This window comes from Marinobacter sp. M3C, from assembly GCF_023311895.1.
Classification (GTDB): domain Bacteria; phylum Pseudomonadota; class Gammaproteobacteria; order Pseudomonadales; family Oleiphilaceae; genus Marinobacter.
The window spans coordinates 2,804,867-2,823,717 of the sequence record NZ_CP092284.1; the positions used below are offsets into that span (position 1 = coordinate 2,804,867).

At 57.0% G+C, this 18,851-nt stretch carries 10 protein-coding genes; 5 read left to right on the plus strand and 5 right to left on the minus strand.

From position 1 onward, the window contains the following. Nucleotides 1-32: 32 nt before the first annotated feature. Nucleotides 33-1,841, plus strand: coding sequence for an ABC transporter ATP-binding protein/permease (locus MIH18_RS13245; protein ID WP_249012589.1), 1,809 nt, complete (start codon nucleotides 33-35; stop codon nucleotides 1,839-1,841). Between the two features lie 222 nt (nucleotides 1,842-2,063). On the opposite strand, the gene recD is transcribed toward MIH18_RS13245, so the two are convergent. The 3 genes from recD to recC are packed head-to-tail and all read right to left on the minus strand — an operon-like array spanning nucleotide 2,064 to nucleotide 11,787. Further along, the gene (gene recD / locus MIH18_RS13250; RefSeq protein ID WP_249006962.1) at nucleotides 2,064-4,460 is read right to left on the minus strand and encodes an exodeoxyribonuclease V subunit alpha; all 2,397 of its coding nucleotides are present in this window, start codon (nucleotides 4,458-4,460) and stop codon (nucleotides 2,064-2,066) included. Continuing rightward, nucleotides 4,457-8,224 (minus strand): exodeoxyribonuclease V subunit beta, encoded by a 3,768-nt coding sequence (gene recB / locus MIH18_RS13255; RefSeq protein ID WP_249006963.1) that lies wholly within the window; start codon nucleotides 8,222-8,224, stop codon nucleotides 4,457-4,459. Before recB ends, recD begins: the two co-directional genes overlap by 4 nt. Then, the gene (recC, locus tag MIH18_RS13260) at nucleotides 8,221-11,787 is read right to left on the minus strand and encodes an exodeoxyribonuclease V subunit gamma (RefSeq protein WP_249006964.1); all 3,567 of its coding nucleotides are present in this window, start codon (nucleotides 11,785-11,787) and stop codon (nucleotides 8,221-8,223) included. Before recC ends, recB begins: the two co-directional genes overlap by 4 nt. Nucleotides 11,788-11,919: 132 nt before the next feature. On the opposite strand from recC, the gene MIH18_RS13265 reads away from it, so the two are divergent. The 4 genes from MIH18_RS13265 (at nucleotide 11,920) to MIH18_RS13280 (ending at nucleotide 16,938) form a co-directional block, all read left to right on the plus strand. Continuing rightward, the gene (locus MIH18_RS13265) at nucleotides 11,920-12,354 is read left to right on the plus strand and encodes a hypothetical protein (protein ID WP_249012590.1); all 435 of its coding nucleotides are present in this window, start codon (nucleotides 11,920-11,922) and stop codon (nucleotides 12,352-12,354) included. 79 nt (nucleotides 12,355-12,433) lie between these two features. Next, nucleotides 12,434-12,916 (plus strand): DUF4864 domain-containing protein, encoded by a 483-nt coding sequence (locus tag MIH18_RS13270; RefSeq protein ID WP_249006966.1) that lies wholly within the window; start codon nucleotides 12,434-12,436, stop codon nucleotides 12,914-12,916. 51 nt (nucleotides 12,917-12,967) lie between these two features. Further along, complete coding sequence (locus MIH18_RS13275) at nucleotides 12,968-14,677, plus strand: VRR-NUC domain-containing protein (protein ID WP_249012591.1); 1,710 nt, start codon at nucleotides 12,968-12,970, stop codon at nucleotides 14,675-14,677. After that, nucleotides 14,674-16,938, plus strand: a complete 2,265-nt coding sequence (locus tag MIH18_RS13280; protein ID WP_249006968.1) for an ATP-dependent DNA helicase — start codon at nucleotides 14,674-14,676, stop codon at nucleotides 16,936-16,938. The genes MIH18_RS13275 and MIH18_RS13280 overlap by 4 nt, the downstream gene beginning before the upstream one ends. A 47-nt stretch (nucleotides 16,939-16,985) precedes the next feature. On the opposite strand, the gene MIH18_RS13285 is transcribed toward MIH18_RS13280, so the two are convergent. Together MIH18_RS13285 and MIH18_RS13290 are read right to left on the minus strand one after the other, a co-directional pair. Then, nucleotides 16,986-17,357, minus strand: a complete 372-nt coding sequence (locus MIH18_RS13285; protein ID WP_249006969.1) for a VOC family protein — start codon at nucleotides 17,355-17,357, stop codon at nucleotides 16,986-16,988. A gap of 86 nt (nucleotides 17,358-17,443) precedes the next feature. Next, the gene (locus tag MIH18_RS13290; protein WP_249006970.1) at nucleotides 17,444-18,700 is read right to left on the minus strand and encodes an FAD/NAD(P)-binding oxidoreductase; all 1,257 of its coding nucleotides are present in this window, start codon (nucleotides 18,698-18,700) and stop codon (nucleotides 17,444-17,446) included. Nucleotides 18,701-18,851: the final 151 nt, after the last annotated feature.

Sequence of the window (18,851 nt, forward strand, 5' to 3'; positions counted from 1 at the left end):
CCCCTCTGCTGTTTGACCATTAAGGAATCTCTGTGCGCCCCTACGCCGATAACGACTACCCCGCCAATCACAAGCCGGACTGGAAAATCATCGCCGGCCTATGGCCCTACCTGGCGGAATACCGTGGCCGGGTGATACTGGCGGTCAGCATGCTGATCATGGCGAAAGTGGCCATAGTCACCACGCCGATTGCATTGAAATATATCGTCGATTATCTGGATCAAAATCGCGGCGCCGACATGGTGCTGTGGATCCCGCTAATGTTAGTGCTGGCCTATGGTGCGTTGCGTTTTGGCAGCACCCTGTTCAGCGAACTGCGTGACGCCATCTTCGCCCGTGTGGCCGAACGCGCCATGCGGCGGGTGTCGTTGCGGGTGTTTAACCACCTTCACGCTCGCGAATTAGCGTTTCATCTGGATCGCAAAACCGGCGGGCTGGCGCGGGATATAGAGCGCGGTACCAACGGCATCAGCTTCCTGCTGCGTTTCACCCTGTTCAATATTGTGCCCACCTTGTTGGAAATCGCGATGGTGGCGGGCATTCTGCTGGTGGCCTTCAACGTCAGTTACGTAATAGCGATACTGGTGTCGGTGGTGGTGTTCGTGGTTTTTTCCATTCGCGTGACCGAATGGCGTACGGCTTTTGTGCGCGAAGCCAACAACCGCGACAACCAGTCTAATTCCCGCGCCATTGACAGCTTGCTGAACTACGAAACCGTCAAATACTTTAACAACGAGCGCTTTGAAGCCGAACAATACGACGAAGATCTGGATTTGTGGGAGCAGGCGCGTCTTAAGAACCGCACGTCTATGGCGGTTTTGAATATTGGCCAGGCGTTTATTATTGGCGCTTCGATGGTGGCTATTATGGCCATGGCCGTGCGCGAAGTGGCCAGCGGGCAGATGACCCTGGGTGACTTCACTATGGTGAACGCCTATCTGATCCAGCTGTTCATTCCGCTGAACGCTCTGGGGTTTGTGTACCGTGAGATTCGCCAGTCGCTGGTGAATGTAGAGCGCCTGTTCGCTCTGCTGGGCGATAAGCCGGCGATTGAAGACGCCGCCGATGCTAAAGCATTGACCATTACCAGCGGTAAAGTGCAGTTCCGCGATGTGCGCTTCAGCTATCACCCGGAACGGCAGATTCTGAAAGGCGTAAATATCACCATACCTGCGGGCCACACCATTGCGGTGGTTGGTGCCAGCGGCGCCGGTAAATCCACCCTGGCACGGTTGTTGTTCCGGTTTTTTGATATAAACAGCGGCAGCATCACCATTGATGGGCAAGACATTCGCAACATTACCCAAGATAGCCTGCGCTCGGCGATTGGCGTTGTGCCGCAAGACACGGTTCTGTTCAATAATACTATCTACAGCAACTTGGTTTACGGCCGCCCCGGTGCCAGTGAAGCTGAGGTGCACCATGCGGCCCGCCAGGCGAACCTGGATGAGTTCATTCGCAGCCTGCCGGAGGGTTATAACACCCGGGTGGGTGAGCGCGGCCTGAAGCTTTCCGGTGGCGAAAAACAGCGGGTTGCCATTGCTCGTGTATTACTGAAAAATCCGCCGCTGCTGATTCTGGACGAAGCCACGTCATCGCTGGATTCGATCTCTGAACAAGCCATTTTGGATGCCCTTAATGCGGTGACCCAGCAGCGCACTACGTTGGTGATCGCTCACCGCCTGTCCACCGTGCGCGATGCGGATACCATTTTGGTGATGGACGAGGGCCAGATTGTGGAGAGCGGTGGGCACAGCGAATTATTGGCAAAGGATGGCTATTACGCCCGGCTGTGGTTGCAGCAACAGCATAGTGATGATGAAACATCATTAGAGAAATAAATGACAAAGAATGTGTCAGACGTCTGAGTAAGCTGACCTTCGTGTCTGAGTTCCGAAAATCGCCCACAAGTACGTCCCTGTAGGGCTCAACTGCAGCCATCCTTGGCTGCAGAAGTTTTCGGAACTCAGACACGGAGGCCGGCCGACGCATTTGCGGCGACTGAAGCTCCTCTTAATAACTTTTTCTATGTGCATGCCGGCGTCACCACCAGAGCTAAACGATCAATTTACCGAATCGCCATCAAGCACCGCACCCAATCCCGAAGCCCGCACCACTCTCTGCCCCACGCTATCGCTGAACACGCTGGCGTCACCGGTTATCAAACTGAACCAGTTCCTTGCCCGGGTAATGCCGGTGTAAATAAGTTCTCGTGTGAGCACCGGGCTTACGCGGTCCGGCAGTATCAGGCAGGTGTGGTTGAACTCCGAACCCTGGGATTTGTGTACGGTCATGGCGTACACGGTTTCCAGCTGTTGGAGCCGGCTGGGTGAAATCCAGCGGATGTCGCCGCTGCCGTCGCTGGTGGGAAAGGCCACGCGCAACACTGTCTGTGTTTGTTCGCCATCGCTTTGCGGATCTGTATCCGTGCCAGTGACCATGTTCGAGGCAACACTGAAGGTTATTCCCACGTCCCCGTTCATCAGCCCCAGGTTGTAATCGTTACCGGTAACCAGCACCGGCCGCCCGGCGTACCAGCCCTCGGCTCGAGGAATCAGCCGTTGCGCCAGCAGGTGATGGGCGATCAAGTCGTTCAGCCCTTCCACGCCCCAGGGCCCTCGGCGCAGGGCGCAGAGTATTTGAAAATCACTGAAAGCTTGCAATACCGATTTGGCCAGTTGGTCCCACTGCCCGGTTGTGCTGTTGCTGTCCAGATTGTGATCCTGCATCAGTGTTAAGTAGCGGCGGTAACCCACCGGTGGAGGAAGAGGCTGGCCGTTGCCATCAATTCGTCCTTCCCCGTTACTATTGAACGCCTGCTGGCTACCACTGACCGCATGGCCACAGATCAGCGCCTGGGTGCTCTCCAGGGATGGTTTTTTGCTGCGGCCATTCAGCCACACTACGTCCTCAAAGGTTGCGTCGCGGGCCTGCTGCAGGGTGTCGGCGCTCAGCGTGTTGGTGTTAACCGCTTCGGCGAGGTGGCGAATGCCGCTGCCTTCGGCAAATCGATAACTCTTGCGCAGCATGGCCACCGCCTGGTCCAGAGGCTGGCCGTTTGAATCCTGCAAGAACGCTGGAATGTCGGTGTCGGTGATGGTTTTCAGCCACTGCACAGTCGCTGGTAGATAGTGCCCGTCAGGCGCGCGCTGGCACAGTTCACCCAGCACCGCACCGGCGTCTACCGAGGCTAGTTGGTCTTTGTCACCTAACAGAATGAGCTGGGCGTTTGCCGGCAGTGCATCGAACACCGACGCCATCATATCCAGATCTACCATGGAGGCTTCGTCAATCACCAGAATATCCACCAACAGGGGGTTATCGCGGTTGTGGCGGAATTTGCGAGTGTCCGGACGGCTGCCAAGCAGCCGGTGCAGGGTGGTTACCTTGGTGGGTATATCCGCCAATGCGACCTGCCCCGGTAACTGTGCCAAGGGCAGCCGGCTGACAGCGCCGCCGATGGATTCGTTCAGTCGCGCCGCGGCTTTGCCTGTCGGCGCGGCCAGGCGAATGCGGTACTTTTTACCTTTCTTCCCATCCCGCCCTTCCCGCTCTGGTGACTCGCCTGCGACTGACTGCAAGGCCGCAAGCAGGTTGACCACCGTGGTGGTTTTGCCGGTGCCGGGGCCGCCGGTAATCACTGCAAAGCGGTTGCGGGCCGCCAAGGCACAGGCCAGCTTTTGGTAATCGACAGAGCTTTGGGGATTTTGCGAGTTTAAAGCGCTTTGAGAATTTTGAGAGCTTTGAGAATTTAAAGGGCCCTGCGGTTTAAACAGCACGTCCAGCGCCTGGCTCAAAGTGGCCGCCGCGGGCGATAGCGGGTCAGCCAGAGGGGACGGCTGCGCCAGGCGCTGTTGAATGCCGGCAGCAATGTACTGTTCGTAGCGCCAGAAGCGACGTAGGTACAGCCGGGTTCCACTCAGCACCAGCGGCGTGGTGTGCGAGCCATCACTGACTGCTAACGCATCGTTCAGTGCGGCAAGGCACTCCGGCACGGACACCTGTGCCAACAGGTCACTTGGCCGGGTTTGGCCAGGGTCGGTGTTTATCGGATCTGCGAAAAGCTCTTTATCAGAGCTGGCCCGGTTTGCCTTGTTCTGGCTGCTGGCGGCCGTTGCCTCTTCCGGCGGCAGTGACAATGTGGTTGCGGCATCGGCCATCAGAGTTGCAAGGTCCACGCACACGTGGCCGCGGCCCACTTGATGGGAGACCAGTGCGGCGAGGAGTAAAACCAGGGGTGCCGGTGCTTTACCCTGTTCGTCTGATAAATCCCGGATCAGCTGCGCAAAGCGAACGTCTAGCGGGCGTATCCAACCGGCTTGTTGCCATGCGCCCAGCTGTTCTAGCAGAGCATCGGTGTGCTGTAGGGCAAGCGTGTTATCACGGAAGCTGGCGGCAACAGGTGTCGTCTCGTCCAGATCAAAGGCAAACTGGTTGTCGAAATTCCGGGTTTTGCTCATGCTGCTGCCTCCGCGGCCGTGGCTTTGCCATCAAACATGGCATCCAGTTGCTCCATCAATGCTTTCGGTGGCTTGTCGCAAAACGCCCCGGCTCCCGGCGCATGGATGCCGCGCAAAAACAGATAGACCGCACCGCCCACGTGTTGATCGTAATCGTAATCTGGCAGACGGGCTTTCAGCAGCCGGTGCAGGGCCAGCAGATAAAGTACGTATTGCAGGTCATAGCGTTTTTCCAAGATGGCTTCGCCCATGGCCTGGTTGGTGTAGGCGCTGTCGCTGTCACCCAGCACATTGGATTTATAGTCCAGCACGTAATACTGCCCGTTGTGTTCAAACACCAGATCAATAAAACCTTTCAGCATGCCATTGAAACGCCCGCCTTCCACTCGTGGGCGGTCAGCGCCATTGAGGGTATGTTGGGTAACCAGCTTGTCCAGTGCGCGGGTGCTGACGTTGCGGCTTTCAAACCAAAACTCCAGTTCCGGGCGCAGCGTTTTCAGGCTGGCCAGGCTGGTGCTGTCGCCGCTTTCACGGCTTTCACGACTATAGCCCAGCGGAAGCGGTTGGCGGATCAGCGCGAGTATCCAATGCTCCAGGGTGTCTACCCAATCGCTCCAGCCCCGTGTACTGCAGCGGCGGGTGAGCTGCTCTCGCAGCAGCGTCGGATTGTCCACAAGGTGTTGCAGGCCCTGCTGCACGCACCATTCCAGAATATCGTGCAGGAAGGTGCCGGGGCCTGCGCCCTTGGGAAAATAGTGCAGGCTGTGGCTGAGCAGAATGGCAGCGTCTTCTTCATCGCTGGTGTGCGTGCCTTCTTCGAGCAGGTTCTGGGTTTCAGCGTCTTCGAACTCGCTGGCAAACACAATGCCGGTGCCAGACAGGCCGCTGTATTCCAGGGATGAGTAGCTGGCAATCCACCAGTCTTCGCGAGCCTCGCGGGTAGACACCAATGCCGGCCCCAGGGCTGCGGGCGCGGGTTCTGAAAAACGTTCATCGGTGGCTTCCGGTAAGGATTCCACGTAGAGCTCGCCGTGGTCAGCGGCTAGTTGTTGCAGGGCGTTACCCAGCGATTGTTTGGCGGCAGGGTTACCGCTGAGCAGATACCCCAAACCGCTAAGCTGCCAGTTTTCAATTTCGGTTACGCCTACCCAGGTGGCAAACCGGGCGCGAGTCAAGGCGACGTAGAGTTTGCGGATGTCTTCGCCCAGGCGCTCTTTGTCCGCTTGTTCGACGTCATTGGGTGTGGGGTCGAACACGGTGATCAGCTGGTCGTTATCGTCGTGATAACGCACAAACGCCTGTTTTTCGTTTTCCGCGCGGTAGGCGGTGCCAAAGGGCAAAAATACCAGCGGGTATTCCAGGCCTTTGGATTTGTGAACGGTGATCACTTTTACCAGCCCGGCGTCGCTTTCCAGGCGCAGGGTGCGGTGTTCGTCTTCGTCGTCGGCGGCCCGCAGAATGGCGGTGAAGTGGTGCACCAGCGCGTGTTCGCCGTCCAGCTGCAGGCTGTCTTGTTGCAGCAGTTCGGCAATGTGCAGAATGTCGGTTAGCCGGCGCTCGCCGCCGACGCGCTGAAGCAGCCGGCCGGGTATATTAAAATCCATCAGAAAACTGCGCAGCATGGGCAGCACGCCTTGGCTTTGCCATTGCTGCTGGTAGCCCATAAAGCGCTCGATTTCGCGCTCCAAGGCCATCTCGTTGGTCAATAGCTGGTCAAGATAGGCCCAAGGCAAACCCAAGGTTGGTGTGGCCAGGGCTGCGCGTGCATAGGCCAGCTGGCGGGGTTCGGCAAACGCTTTTAGCCAGCACAGCACTTCTTTTGACTCTTGAGACGTCAATACCGAATCCCGGTCGGACAGGTACACGCTCTTTATTCCCCGCTGCCCTAGCGCATTTCGTACCGCTGCGGCTTCGTTACGGTTGTTCACCAGAATAGCGATGTCTTTGGGTTCTACCGGCTCGATGTCATTCAGATCGGTTTCCAGCGCAAAACCGGCCAAACTTTGCTGGCCTAACGTCAGCAGGCGCGCAATTTCACTGGCGCAGGTGCCGGCCACATCAAGGGTGGCGTTGCCTTTTGCCAGGCCCTTGCGATTGCCGCTTTTGTCGGTGTTTTCGCTTTCACTGGCCCATAGCGTCAAGCTGGGTTGCAGCTCGCCGTTGATGGCCCAAAGGCGCTTGGTGCCGTGGGCCTCGACAGCCTGAAATGGCAGCGCGGAGGCATCGCCTTTGCCGAACAGAAAGGCGCCTTCGGGGCTGTGTTGGTCGCCATACTCGAACACTCGGTTCACCGCCGCCACCATAGGCCGGGACGAGCGGAAGTTGCGGCCCAGTGTCCAGGTGCGGTCGTAGGCGCCGGTACGGGCGTCCAAATACGTGTAAATGTCGGCGCCGCGGAAGCCGTAAATGGCCTGTTTTGGGTCGCCGATCATCAGTAGGCAGGTATCCGGATGATTCTCTGCTACCCGGTAAATGCGGTCGAAGATTCGGTACTGAACCGGATCGGTGTCCTGAAACTCGTCTATTAGCGCGACCGGGAACTGGCGGCGAATGGTGGCCGCCAGTTGGTCACCACGGGGACCGTGTAAAGCGTCGTACAGCCGGGTGAGCAGGTCATCAAAACCCATTTCCGAGCGTTTCTGTTTTTCCGATTCCAACCGCGCCGCAATCCAATGGGTAGAGTGGCGAAGAATATCGGCCTCGGCGCTGGGCAGGTTTTCGCTGAAGGCGATCAGTTCTGCGATAACGTCAAAAGCCTGGTGATGTGGCACATCGCCATCGCCTTTGAGTTTTGTCGCAAGCACTTCTGGTGTCTGGTTCTGAAAGCCGGCTTTCTCCAGCCCGGCCGGGTAGAGTTCATCGGAGTTTACCCAATCTAGTAATGTGTCCCAGGCCGTAGTCATCGGTTTCATACTGCCGCCGTGCAGGCGTTTGCTTTTGTTCAGTGCCAGCAGCACGTCGGTTACTTCGGGCTTCCAGTCTGCCCAGGGGTGGGCTTTCAGTGTTTTTGACTGATTTTTGCGCTGGTGTGTTGTTGCCTCAATCAGCTGTTCTACATCGCCGCTAGCCGCGTCGAGGGAATCAACGGCCAAGAGCAAGTTGCGCACCGCCTTTTGCAGATGGTCCGGGGTTTTCCAGTGGTCGATAACCTCGTCCATCAGCTCCGCTGATAACGGATAGATAAACGTACGCCAGTAATCCCGCACCACTTCGTCCATCAGGCTGCTTTGGTCGGTTTCCAGGGTAAGCCGGAACAGGCTGCCGCTGTCGAATGCGTGTTCGCTGAGCATTCGGTTGCACCAGGCGTGAATGGTGGACACCGCGGCTTCGTCCATCCACTCTGCTGCCAATAGCAGTTTTTTGCGGCAGTCCGGCCAGGTGGCCGGGTCTGGATAGCTGTCATCCCGCAGCTGGTGAATCAGCGCGGTTTCTGCCGTGGACGGTGTGCTGTCGGCGACATTGGAAAACACCTCGGCGGCCTGGGTCAGGCGAATGCGAATGCGATCCCGCAGCTCTTTGGTGGCAGCGTCGGTAAAGGTCACCACCAGCAGGTTTGGCGGTACCAGGCCTGCGGCCAGGGCGCCGCCCTCCGGCTGACCGTGGCCCAGTACCAGGCGCACGTACAAAATGGCAATGGTGAAGGTTTTGCCGGTGCCTGCGCTGGCTTCAATCAGAGTGCTGCCGTTCAGGGGTAGCGCCAATGGGTCAAGATTGGGGTTTGGCTTCGCCATTAAGGGCGCTATAAAAGGTGTAGTAGCTGTCATACCTTGTCCTCAAACTGACCGGCGGCGGATTTGTCTTGCTCGGCTTCCCACAGGGGCACGTAGAGCTCGTGCAACAGGGCTTCAAATTCGCCGCTTTCCAGCAACAATTCAGCGCTTTCAAACGCGCCGCGCAAATAGCCGGTGTCGCGCTCCAGCGCGGTGGTGTAGGCCTGTTCGGCGTCGCTAATGGCGCGTTCGTGCTCACCGAGAAACTTTTTGCTTTGGTAAAAGCTGTAAATCCAGGCAAAACCGGCTTCGCAGTGCACCGGCAGCGCGCGGGTGCTGCCGTCCATCCAGCGCGCCAGTATCGCATCCAGGTGCTTGCGTGCTGTTTCTTTGGGCAGAGGCGCAAAGCGCACATTACGCTTTTCTTCTTTGCCCAGAATCAGGGTTTCAAAGGGCTGCGCTGCCATTTGCCCGGCCAGGTGAATGACCCAGTCGCGCATCAGATTGGCGTAGCGAATTTTTTTGGTATTGCCGCTGCCAGTGAGCAGGCTGGAGCCGGCGATGACCACCCGGCAGAGCTTGCCCTCTGAATTGCGGCGCAGATGGTCAATCAGATCCAGCACTTCAATCGAGCCGATGCTGTTGACCAGGCGATATTCAAACGGCAGCGGTTCGCCAACTTCCTCGGGCCATTCGGCCAGCGCGCTTTGATAACGTTCGAATAAATTTGGCAGCCGGCCAGACAGCTCGTTGCGCAGCCGGTGCTCGGTGATGCCCATGCCAAGGTCGCCGCGCCGGGCCATGCGGTCCAGAGTGGTTTCCAGATGTTGTTCCAGATCTTCTTCGTTGCTGGCTTTTAGCACGCTCTGTTCAATCAGTTCGGTGTCCAGGCGCCAGCGGTCGAGGCCGTTCAAATCAAAGTTTTCGGTGTCGGTGTCGTCGGCTTCCACGTCTTCAAAGCGCACTTGCAGGCGGCGCTGGTAAAACGTGTCTATCGGTTTTTTCAAAAAGCCGGACAGATCATTCAGGGTGATAGGTTCTTCCGGCTGCTGGTACGCCAGCGCCTGCTGTTGAGCGTCCGTCGAGACGGTGCCGTGGGCACTGCGCCATTCGTGTTCGTAGGTAAACAGGCTGCGGGCGTGTCGGGTTTGGGGAAAATAGTCTCGGCTGAACGGTTGAAGCGGGTGGCAGGTGGTCAGTGCATCCGTTATCACTACATTGGGCTGCCCTGGCAGTTGCCACAAGCCGTTCAAATGATCCTGCAATTGGCCCACCAGCACCGATGGCGGCCGTGGTGAATCGTCGCGAATGCTGCGGCCTACCCAGCTGATGTAAAACTGTTCGCGGGCGGACAGCATGGCTTCCAAAAACAGATAGCGGTCGTCTTCCCGCCGGGAACGGTCGCCTGGCCGGTAGTCTTGCGCCATCAGGTCGAAATCCACCGGTGGCCGCGAGCGTGGGTAATCACCGTCGTTCATGCCCAGCAGGCACACCGTGCGAAACGGTATGGCGCGCATGGGCATCAATGTGGCGAAGTTCACCTTGCCAGCCAAAAAACGCTGGTTCAGGCCGCCTTCATCCAGGCCATCCAGTAGCACGTCTTTTACAATGTTTAATGGTAACAGCTGTTGTTCCAGCCCCGCGGCCAGGGTGTTGTCCAGCCATTGTTCCAGCTGGCGGCGAAAGCGGTTCAGCAGCAACAAGTCATGGCTTTCTACCTTGTGGAAAAACTGTTCCAGCATGGCGGCGAACAGCGCTTCCCACTGTTGCGGTGTGCGGTTTGCCTGCAGGTCTTGCCAGAGGTTCTCCAGTCGGTAGACAAAGTCCCCAAGGCGCCCGGCCAGGCTGGCCTGCAAGCCGCCAATTTCGCCGTAGGGCTGAACGCCGGCCCAGGGTTCGTCGTCGCCCATGCCGTAACCTAAAAGCATGGAACGCAGGCCGGATTGCCAGGTGTTGCGTTCCAGATCGGCGGGCAGCTCCAGGCTTTCCCGGTGGGCACCGTGCAGGCCCCAACGAATATTGGCGCCTTCTACCCAGCGCCGCGCCAAGGGGATTTCTTCTTCGGCAATCTCGAACCGGTCACGAATGCCGGGCACTTCCAACAGGCTGATGATCTCGCTTACGCCAAAGCGGTGGCGCGGCAGCGACATCAGGGTTTCCAGAGCTATCAGCACCGGTTCGTGGTTGCGCTGGCCCTGATCGGAAATGGTGAACGGAATATGGCGCTTGCGCCCGGAGGTATAGCGGCCAAACACGGCCTGAATATGGGGCGCATACACGTTGATGTCTGGCACCATTACCATGATGTCGCGGGGGCGCAGAGTGGCGTCTGCGTTGAACGCGGCCAGCAGCTGGTCGTGCAGTATTTCCACTTCCCGTTGTGGGCTGTGGGCGTCGTGAAACACCATGGAATGGTCGTCTTGCAGATTCAGTTCGCGCTGTTCAGCGCGAATCTCCTGCAACGGGGTCAGATTGTAAATGTCGTTCTGAAGCTGATGCAGTAAGCGGATTACCTGCCCGCTACCATGCTCGAAAAAGATGTCGATTTTCTGATCCGGCGTCTGAAAGCTATGGCGGTACTCGTCGGGGTTGTCGAATTCATCCAGTAGGCGAATGTAATCCCTACCCTGTTTACCCCAGGCGGCCAACAGTGGATTGGCGTGTTGATGCAGCTGGTCAGCATCGTCTATCTGCGACAGCGTAGGGTGGCTGGCACCGCGCTTGCGCTCGGCTTTGAGCAGTTCGCGATCGCTAACAATATCGGCCCAGTAGAACCGCGAGGGATTGTGAACGCAAAGCACCACCTGACTAAAGCGGCTAAGCACGTACAGGGCCTCAAGCGCCTGGCGTGGCAACGACGATACGCCAAACACCACAATGCGTTTTGGTAAGCGGCTCGGATGGGCGGGTGCCGCAACTTGTTGGCCCTGTGTCATAAAACGGGTGTGAATCTGCGAGCGACTGGTGTGTGCTTCGGCGCCGGTGTCTTCCACCAGCTTGCGCCACAGCATTGGCTGCCAGCGGGTATCTTCCTCAATCGGTTTTTCACCATTACGAGTGCTAATCACCACATCCCGGCCCTGCTCCCAGGCCGCCAGCCAATCGGCGCGGAACACCTGGTATTGATCGAAAAGGTCCGCCACTTTTTCTGCCAGTTGAAATGCCCGCAAATCCGTGTCGCTGCCTTCTAAAAAGCGTGCCAGAGGGTTGAACGCCTCATCTGTAAGAACCAGTTCTGGTAACAGCCGGTACAATCGCCACACCAGCCGGCTTTTATCAAAGGGGGATTGCTCTGGTACGTCGCCGTCTGGCAATACAGCGCGGTAGGCCTGCCAGATAAACCGCGCCGGGAATAAAAAATCCATACCGGCGGCAATGCCCAAACCGCCTTCACTGCCATCCTCTGAGCGTTTTTCCGCCAACGCCAGTTTTAACCACTGGGCAATGCCGTTGCTTTGCACCAGAAACGTTTCGCTTTGCAGCGGCGGCAGCGGGTTTTGTTGGCAAATAAACACCACGGCCCGGCGCAGGTCTTCCAGATGGTTGGCGTGAACGGCGTGAAAACCGGGGGTAATGTGTGGGTTATCACTGGTGGCATTTGTGGACGGAGCGGCCATGGTCTTCCTTGTCTGGTATGGGGTTCAATCCCGATGCGTCAGCTTAGCGTATGTGACTACAGAAGCGGACAGTCTGAAACCCTGCGCGATGGAAAATCGTCGCAAGGTAAATACCTTACTGAACGGACGATCATGAGCAGAATAGAGTGGGTCAAAAGCGCCGTAAATAAACAGTTGAACGACAGTTACGATCTGCTGGCCATGCGGCTGCTGTTCCCGCCGGAACACGTGGTTGTAAACATACAAAAGGAAATCAAGGATTTGTATGTTTATCCGGAAAGGCTTGAAAACGGTTATTGCGACGAATGGCGCGCCATTGCAACACGCGCTCTGTTCCGTAATGCCTTCGGCGAGCACTGGCGGTCAGATGAAGAAAATCTGCAGCTTTACCTGAAATATCTGCGTAGCCAGGCCATTCCGAAGTGTGTGCACCAGAACGTTGAGTTGTTCCGCATGCTCGGTGAGGCGCTGGCCATTGCCCGTTCAGACAATACCATTGCCTTTCCTGATCGGCGACGACAGGCGCTAATCAACATCATTTGGCCAGAAAAGGCCGGTCGTAAGTAAAACCGTGCTTGCACTTGGGGAGTCCGCATCACCGTTTTACCCGTATTGGTTAAAATATGGTCAATAAAGGGGTTTCAACATGGAGCAGCAACTTACCAACACTATAAAGAGCGTTGTTCTGTTTCTGATAATAAGTGTGGGGTTTGCATTTGTCTGGGCATCCCAGTCTTTTGCCAGCGATAATGACGAAGAAGTCGAAATTCAAGACACTCTCGAAATTCAAGATACGCTCAAGATTCAGGACTCTATCCTGCGCCAGATCGAAGCGTTTGCTAACAACGACGATGAGCAAGCCTGGGCCTATGCATCCGAGGGTATCAAGCGCCGCTTTGGATCGTCACAGGTGTTTGTGGATATGGTGCGCGAGGCCTATCCTGCCGTACACAATGCCACTCAGATTGAGTTCACCGAAAATGTGCCTCACGGTATTTTTCACATTCAGGTCGTAAAGCTCAAAGGCCCCGAGGGCAAATCCTGGGACGCCTACTATCGAATGGTTCAGATAGAAGGTGTGTGGAAAATTGCTGGTGTGCGCCTGCAACCGGCTGATTTAGGCATTTAAATCTTGGGCGGTTGAACTACAGGTGTTTGAAATATTGTAAAGTCTGATCGTATGTCCATAAAGAATCATCACCTGAATGACAGGCCCGCCGCGGCGAATCTTGACAACCCCCTGTACTACCTGGAAAACATGGAAACGGTGGTTGGGTGGGTGGCTCGCCATCACTCCGACCTGCTGTTGGCGCCGGAGAATACCAGGCTAAGCAAGTTCTTTGATTTGGGCCGTCCTGCCCGCGCTTTGTTGACCCGGATGGTGATGCGCAGCGGTGATCTGTTCAGAGTTGATAAACTGAATTACCCGGAGCTGGGCAGCCCTGAATCCGATGCATTGAATGAGCTGATTGCGGCGGACTGGCTGGATACTGCTCCTAGGCTGATGCTGGACGACCTGTTTCGCCTGTTCACGTTGGCCGAACTTCGCCCGGCATTTGCGCCGGTTCTGGCGCAGGCCGGTTTCGCCAAAAACCTGGCCAAAGTACAGATGCGCGAGGTGTTGCAGGGCGTTTTTTCCGATGCGCTGACCGTTGTGGGCTGGTTGGGTGATTCTGGCGCGCCGGTAGTGCGAGTGCAAACAATGGCACTGTTCGACCGCGTTCGTTTGATGTTCTTCGGCAACCTGCGCCAAAGCTGGTCGGATTTTGTGCTGGTGGAGCTGGGCCACCACCGCTATGAGCAAGTGCAATTCACCTCTGAAGCGAGAGCTTTCTCAGAGCGCAGCCAAGTGGACACTTATCTGGCCATGCACCACTGCAGGGAATGTCTGGACGCTGGGATGCCGGCTGCTGAGGTGTGGCCCCAAGTGCCGCAACCTTCCGACAATCCGTGGCTGACCAGTCGCCGCGATCGTCTCTTGTTGGAGTTGGGCCGGCAGGCGGAACGTCAGGGCGAGCGAAAATTGGCTTTGGAAGCACTGGCTGCTAGCGGTCATCGGGAAGCCCGATTGAAACAACTGCGATTGTTGGAGCGAATGAAACGTTTTGACGAAGCCTGGGCTATTGCCGCCAACTGGCAGCAGGCAGAGCTAAGCGACGCCGAGGCCCAGGGCCTGGCGCGGATTCTGAAGCGATTGGCGGCCAAAGTGAAACAGGCCGCTCCGTTGGCACCACAGCCGCCCCCGCTTCACGAGTTCACGTTGAGGCTGCCGCAAACGGGTCGCTCAGTTGAGCGGGTTGTTCGTGACCACCTGTCGAGCCCCGAAGCACCGGTGTTTTATATGGAAAACACCCTGATAAACAGCCTGTTTGGTCTGCTGTGCTGGAACACCATATTCAAACCCATACCCGGCGCTTTCTTTCATCCGTTTCACAGTGGCCCGGCGGACCTGCTGCGGGAAGATTTTGTCAGCCGGCGCCAGGCCGCGTTCGACCAGTGCTTTGCGATGCTACACGATGGCGACTATCGCCAGCAGATACTGGATACCTACGCCGCCAAGCAGGGCATTACCAACCCCTTTGTGACCTGGCCTGCCCTGAACGACGAGCTGCTAACGCTGGCGCTGGACTGTATTCCAGCGTTGGATTTACACATTCTGTTTGAGCGTATTTTGCTGAATATTCGCGAACATCGCAGTGGTTTCCCCGATCTTGTCCGCTTTTACCCGGGAAACCCGCACACCAGGCCGCGATACGAAATGATTGAAGTGAAGGGCCCTGGCGATCGCCTGCAGGATCACCAGATCCGATGGCTCCAGTTTTTTGGGAGCAAGGGCATCGCCGCCAGCGTGTGTTATCTGCGCTGGGAAACCGGTGAGGCGGCGTTATGAAAGTGGCAGTTCGCACGTTGTGCGAGTTCGCTGCCCGTGAAGGTGATCTGGATTTTCGCTACACCCCGGCGCCCAGCGCCGAAGAGGGCATTGCTGGCCATCAGGCGATTCAGGCCAAGCGTGGCTACGGCTACAAAAGTGAGTACCCGGTCAGCGGCGGATGCCTGGGTCTAGCGCTGTCTGGCCGTGCCGATGTGTATAACCCGCACTCCGGACTGCTGGAAGAAATCAAAACCCACCGTGGCGACGTGTCGCGCATTCGCTCCCATCAGCGCGCGCTACACCGGGCTCAGCTGCGGGCTTACGGTGCTTTACTGTGCCGTCAGGAAAAGCGTAAAACCGTAAAGTTGGCGCTGGTGTACTTCGATATTGGCAACAACCGGGAAACGTCGATCAGCGAAACCGCCCGCGCCGACGAGCTCTGGCAAGAGCTGGAAGTGCTGTGTGATCGCTACCGGCTGTGGGCAGAAAGCGAAGCTCATCACCGGGAGCAGCGGAATATTCGCCTGTCTGGACTGCGCTTTCCGTTTGCGCAGTTTCGCCCGCGCCAACGCCAGCTTGCGGAAACCGTTTACAAAAATACTGTGAAGGGCGGCACCTTGCTGCTGGAAGCGCCAACCGGCCTGGGCAAAACTCTGGGCACTTTGTTCCCTGCACTCATGGCCATGCCGGCGGCGAATCAGGACGTGCTGTGTTACCTCACCTGCCGCAACACCGCCCGCCAGCTGGCGGTAGACGCAGTCGACCGCTTGCGGTCGGCGCAGGAAGCACCGCAAATCTGGCCGTTAAGAACCTTGGAACTGGTGTCTAAAGCCGATGCTTGCGAGTACCCAGACAAAGCCTGCCATGGCGATTCCTGCCCCTTGGCCAAAGGTTTTTTTGACCGCCTGCCAGACGCCCGTGTCGAAGCCGCTCAGGCCGATTCCACATTGACCCAGAAGGCGCTTGCAAAGATCGCCGCCGGCCATAATATTTGCCCCTACTTTCTGGCCCAGGAAATGGCGCGTTGGTGTGATCTGGTGATTGGCGATGTAAACCGGATGTTTGATCAGTCTGCCCTGATGCACGGCCTGACCCGGCAGAACCAGTGGAAAACCGCGGTGTTGGTGGACGAAGCCCACAATCTGGTGGATCGCGGCCGCGGTATGTATTCGGTGCAGCTGGATCAGCAGCGGCTTTTGAAGCTGCGTAAAACCGCGCCGAAGGTCTTGAAACCCCATCTGGACCGCACTGCCCGGGCATGGCAGGGGGTGATTCGTGACCAAGCCGAAGCCGGCACGGCGCCGGTGTTTCTGAGTACTTTGCCCGCGTCGCTGACCGGTAGCCTGCAGGGCCTGGTATCCGGGCTTACGGATTACCTGGCGGATAACGCGCCGGACCTCGCGTTGCAGGAAGTCCTGTTCGAGTCGGTTGCTTTTATGAAGCTGGCGGATTCGTTCGCCGACCATTCCCTGTGTGAATTTCGCCGCGAAGGCCGCGGCCGCGCCAGCCTGACCATTCAGAATCTGGTGCCGGCGGATTTCCTGCGTGACCGGTTTCAAACGGCGTCATCGGTATTGCTGTTTTCCGCGACCTTGAGTCCCGGCGTGTATTACCGGGATTTGCTGGGGTTGCCGGAAGACAGCTGTTTTACCTCCCTGGCCAGCCCGTTCGGCGCTGAACAGCTACAGGTGAACTTTACGCCCAGAATCAGCACCCGCCAGGCCCACCGCGAGTCGTCGGTAACGCCTATTGCCGAGCTGATCGCGCAGCAATATCGCCAGCGCCCAGGCCACTATCTGGCGTTTTTCAGCAGTTTTAAATATCTGAACGAGGTCAATGTGGCGCTGAGCAGCATCGCCGCAGATGTGCCCCAACGTTCACAGCAGCCAGGCATGAGCCCACAGCAACGCAAAGATTTTCTGGCAGGGTTCCGCGCTGAATCCGGCAGTGTGGCTTTTGCGGTTCTGGGGGGCGTGTTCAGTGAAGGTATCGATTTACCGGGGGACCAGCTGATTGGCGCCTTTGTGGCCACCCTGGGTCTGCCGCCCTTTGATGCCTGGCACGACATTTTGAAACAGCGCCTACAACAGCGCTTTGGCGCAGGTTACGACTACACCTATCTGATTCCCGGCCTGCAGAAAGTGGCGCAAGCCGCGGGACGTGTGATTCGAACGCCAGAAGACGAAGGGGTGATCTGGCTGATTGACGACCGATTTTTGCAACCGCAGATTCGCCAATTATTGCCGGGTTGGTGGTTTAACACAGAGGTCGCCAAATAGCGGCGGCCTCTGAGATTGCTAAACAGTTAGGCAGTACTTAAAAGGGATTAGCCGAAGTGGTAAAAGGCCACTTTGTTGCCGTCCGGGTCTTTCGCGTAGGCGCCGTAGAACTGGTTTGGAATACGCTGCCCTGGCTCACCGTCGCAGTTTGCACCCAATTCGATGGCTTTCTGATAATAGGTATCAACTGCTTCTTTTGAGCCTGGCTGAAACGCTAGCATATTGCCGTTACCGGGGTGGTTCGGCGAACCGTCAAACGGCGTACAAACGGCCATCATGGGGGATTTCATGTCTTTACCGATAAAGGCAATGCGGCCCAAATCCAGCAGGACCTTTGCACCCATGTTACCCAGAAGATCCGTGTAGAATTTCTTGGCTTTTTCCATATCGCTGACACCTATCGTTACGTATCCAATCATGCTTTATTCTCCTGTTCTGGCTTAGCCAGGTATGTTGTCGGTGTGTCTGAAACAAGCATTACGAACGAGCGGTCTTTTTTGATCTGTCAGACCGAGCGGCGCGCCGGCTTGGCCATCCATTCGTGGCCTTTGAGCATAACATGCCAATACAGGCCCGGCAGCTGCTTGGCTTTTAGAAACCAGGCGGCTCTTGTGGCTTTGGTGCCGTCGTTTATCCAGGTCGGAAAGCTGGGTTGCAGTACCCCGCCGTAGCCAAACTCAGCCAGCACAATACGGCCGTTCTCCACGGTTAACGGGCAGGATCCATACCCGAGATAGGCCGCTGTCATGGGCCGCTTGCGCAGGCTGGAGATCAGGTTTTCGGCAACCACCGGGGCCTGTTTGCGCACAGCGGCCGCGGTTTTCGCGTTTGCCGTTCCACTCACGTCTCCCAGGCCAAAGATGTTGCTGTGGCGTTTGTGGCAAAGCGTGTCGTCTTCCAGGTCCAGCCAACCGCCGGCGTTGGCCAATGGGGATTGGCGGATAAACTCAGGAGCGCGTTGGGGCGGCACGGCGTGCAGCATGTCAAAGCCGATTTCGCGGTCTTCGGTTGTACCGTCAGCGTTTGTGCGGCGGAACGTTGCTTTGTGTGCAGGGCCGTTCACCGACACTAGATTGTTTTGGTAGTTAAGCTCAATACCGTACTTTTCAATGTAACTTTGCAGCGCTGGCACATAATCGGGAACGCCAAACAGAACCGCACCGGCGTTATGGAATTGAATGTCGATGTTGTTCAGAGCCCCGTTGCGCAGCCAGTAATCTGCTGACAAATACATGGCCTTCTGCGGCGCACCGGCACATTTGATGGGCATGGGGGGCTGGCTGAACAAAGCGCGCCCGGTTTTAAGAGTCTGGACCATTTCCCAGGTGTAGCTTGCCATGCCCTCCTGGTAGTTGGAGGTAACACCGTTTGCGCCGAGCGCCTCTTTCAGCCCGTCAATACCGGCCCAGTTCAGCTCTAATCCGGGCGCCAGCACCAAGGCCTGGTACCCGATTACAGAGCCGTCGGCCAGCGTGACCTGATTGTTCAGCTCGTCTACAGAGCGCACTGTTTGCTTGTACCATGAGGCAAACCCCGGCATAACGCTGGCCATCGGTTTTGAGGTAGTTTCCGGTTTGAAAATACCGCCACCGACCATGGTCCAACCGGGCTGATAATGGTGACTTTGCGCGGGTTCAATAATGGCGATATCCAGAGTGCCGTCTCGTTTGTGCAAGCTGGCAGCAACGGAAATGCCCGCGGCCCCGCCCCCAACAATAACCACGGTGTGCTGATTGCCCTGCTCTGCGGTGTTGGTTTGCATGCCTCGGAACCTCTTATCATTATTTGGATGGACAGATCTTCCTTGTGATATGTCAAATCTTACCAAACAATAGGTTCTATCGTTATACCTATTAAGAATACTAAAAGACTGTTCATTCTACGAACAGTCTTAAGAGGTACGGCGGTTCTTA

What these genes read in the sequence shown, in the direction of transcription:
- MIH18_RS13265 (WP_249012590.1), top strand. Translation starts at nt 11,920, where the DNA reads ATGAGCAGAATAGAGTGGGTCAAAAGCGCCGTAAATAAACAGTTGAAC.
- MIH18_RS13275 (WP_249012591.1), top strand. Translation starts at nt 12,968, where the DNA reads ATGTCCATAAAGAATCATCACCTGAATGACAGGCCCGCCGCGGCGAAT.
- recB (WP_249006963.1), bottom strand. Translation starts at nt 8,224, where the DNA reads ATGACAGCTACTACACCTTTTATAGCGCCCTTAATGGCGAAGCCAAAC.
- MIH18_RS13285 (WP_249006969.1), bottom strand. Translation starts at nt 17,357, where the DNA reads ATGATTGGATACGTAACGATAGGTGTCAGCGATATGGAAAAAGCCAAG.
- MIH18_RS13270 (WP_249006966.1), top strand. Translation starts at nt 12,434, where the DNA reads ATGGAGCAGCAACTTACCAACACTATAAAGAGCGTTGTTCTGTTTCTG.
- recD (WP_249006962.1), bottom strand. Translation starts at nt 4,460, where the DNA reads ATGAGCAAAACCCGGAATTTCGACAACCAGTTTGCCTTTGATCTGGAC.
- MIH18_RS13290 (WP_249006970.1), bottom strand. Translation starts at nt 18,700, where the DNA reads ATGCAAACCAACACCGCAGAGCAGGGCAATCAGCACACCGTGGTTATT.
- recC (WP_249006964.1), bottom strand. Translation starts at nt 11,787, where the DNA reads ATGGCCGCTCCGTCCACAAATGCCACCAGTGATAACCCACACATTACC.
- MIH18_RS13280 (WP_249006968.1), top strand. Translation starts at nt 14,674, where the DNA reads ATGAAAGTGGCAGTTCGCACGTTGTGCGAGTTCGCTGCCCGTGAAGGT.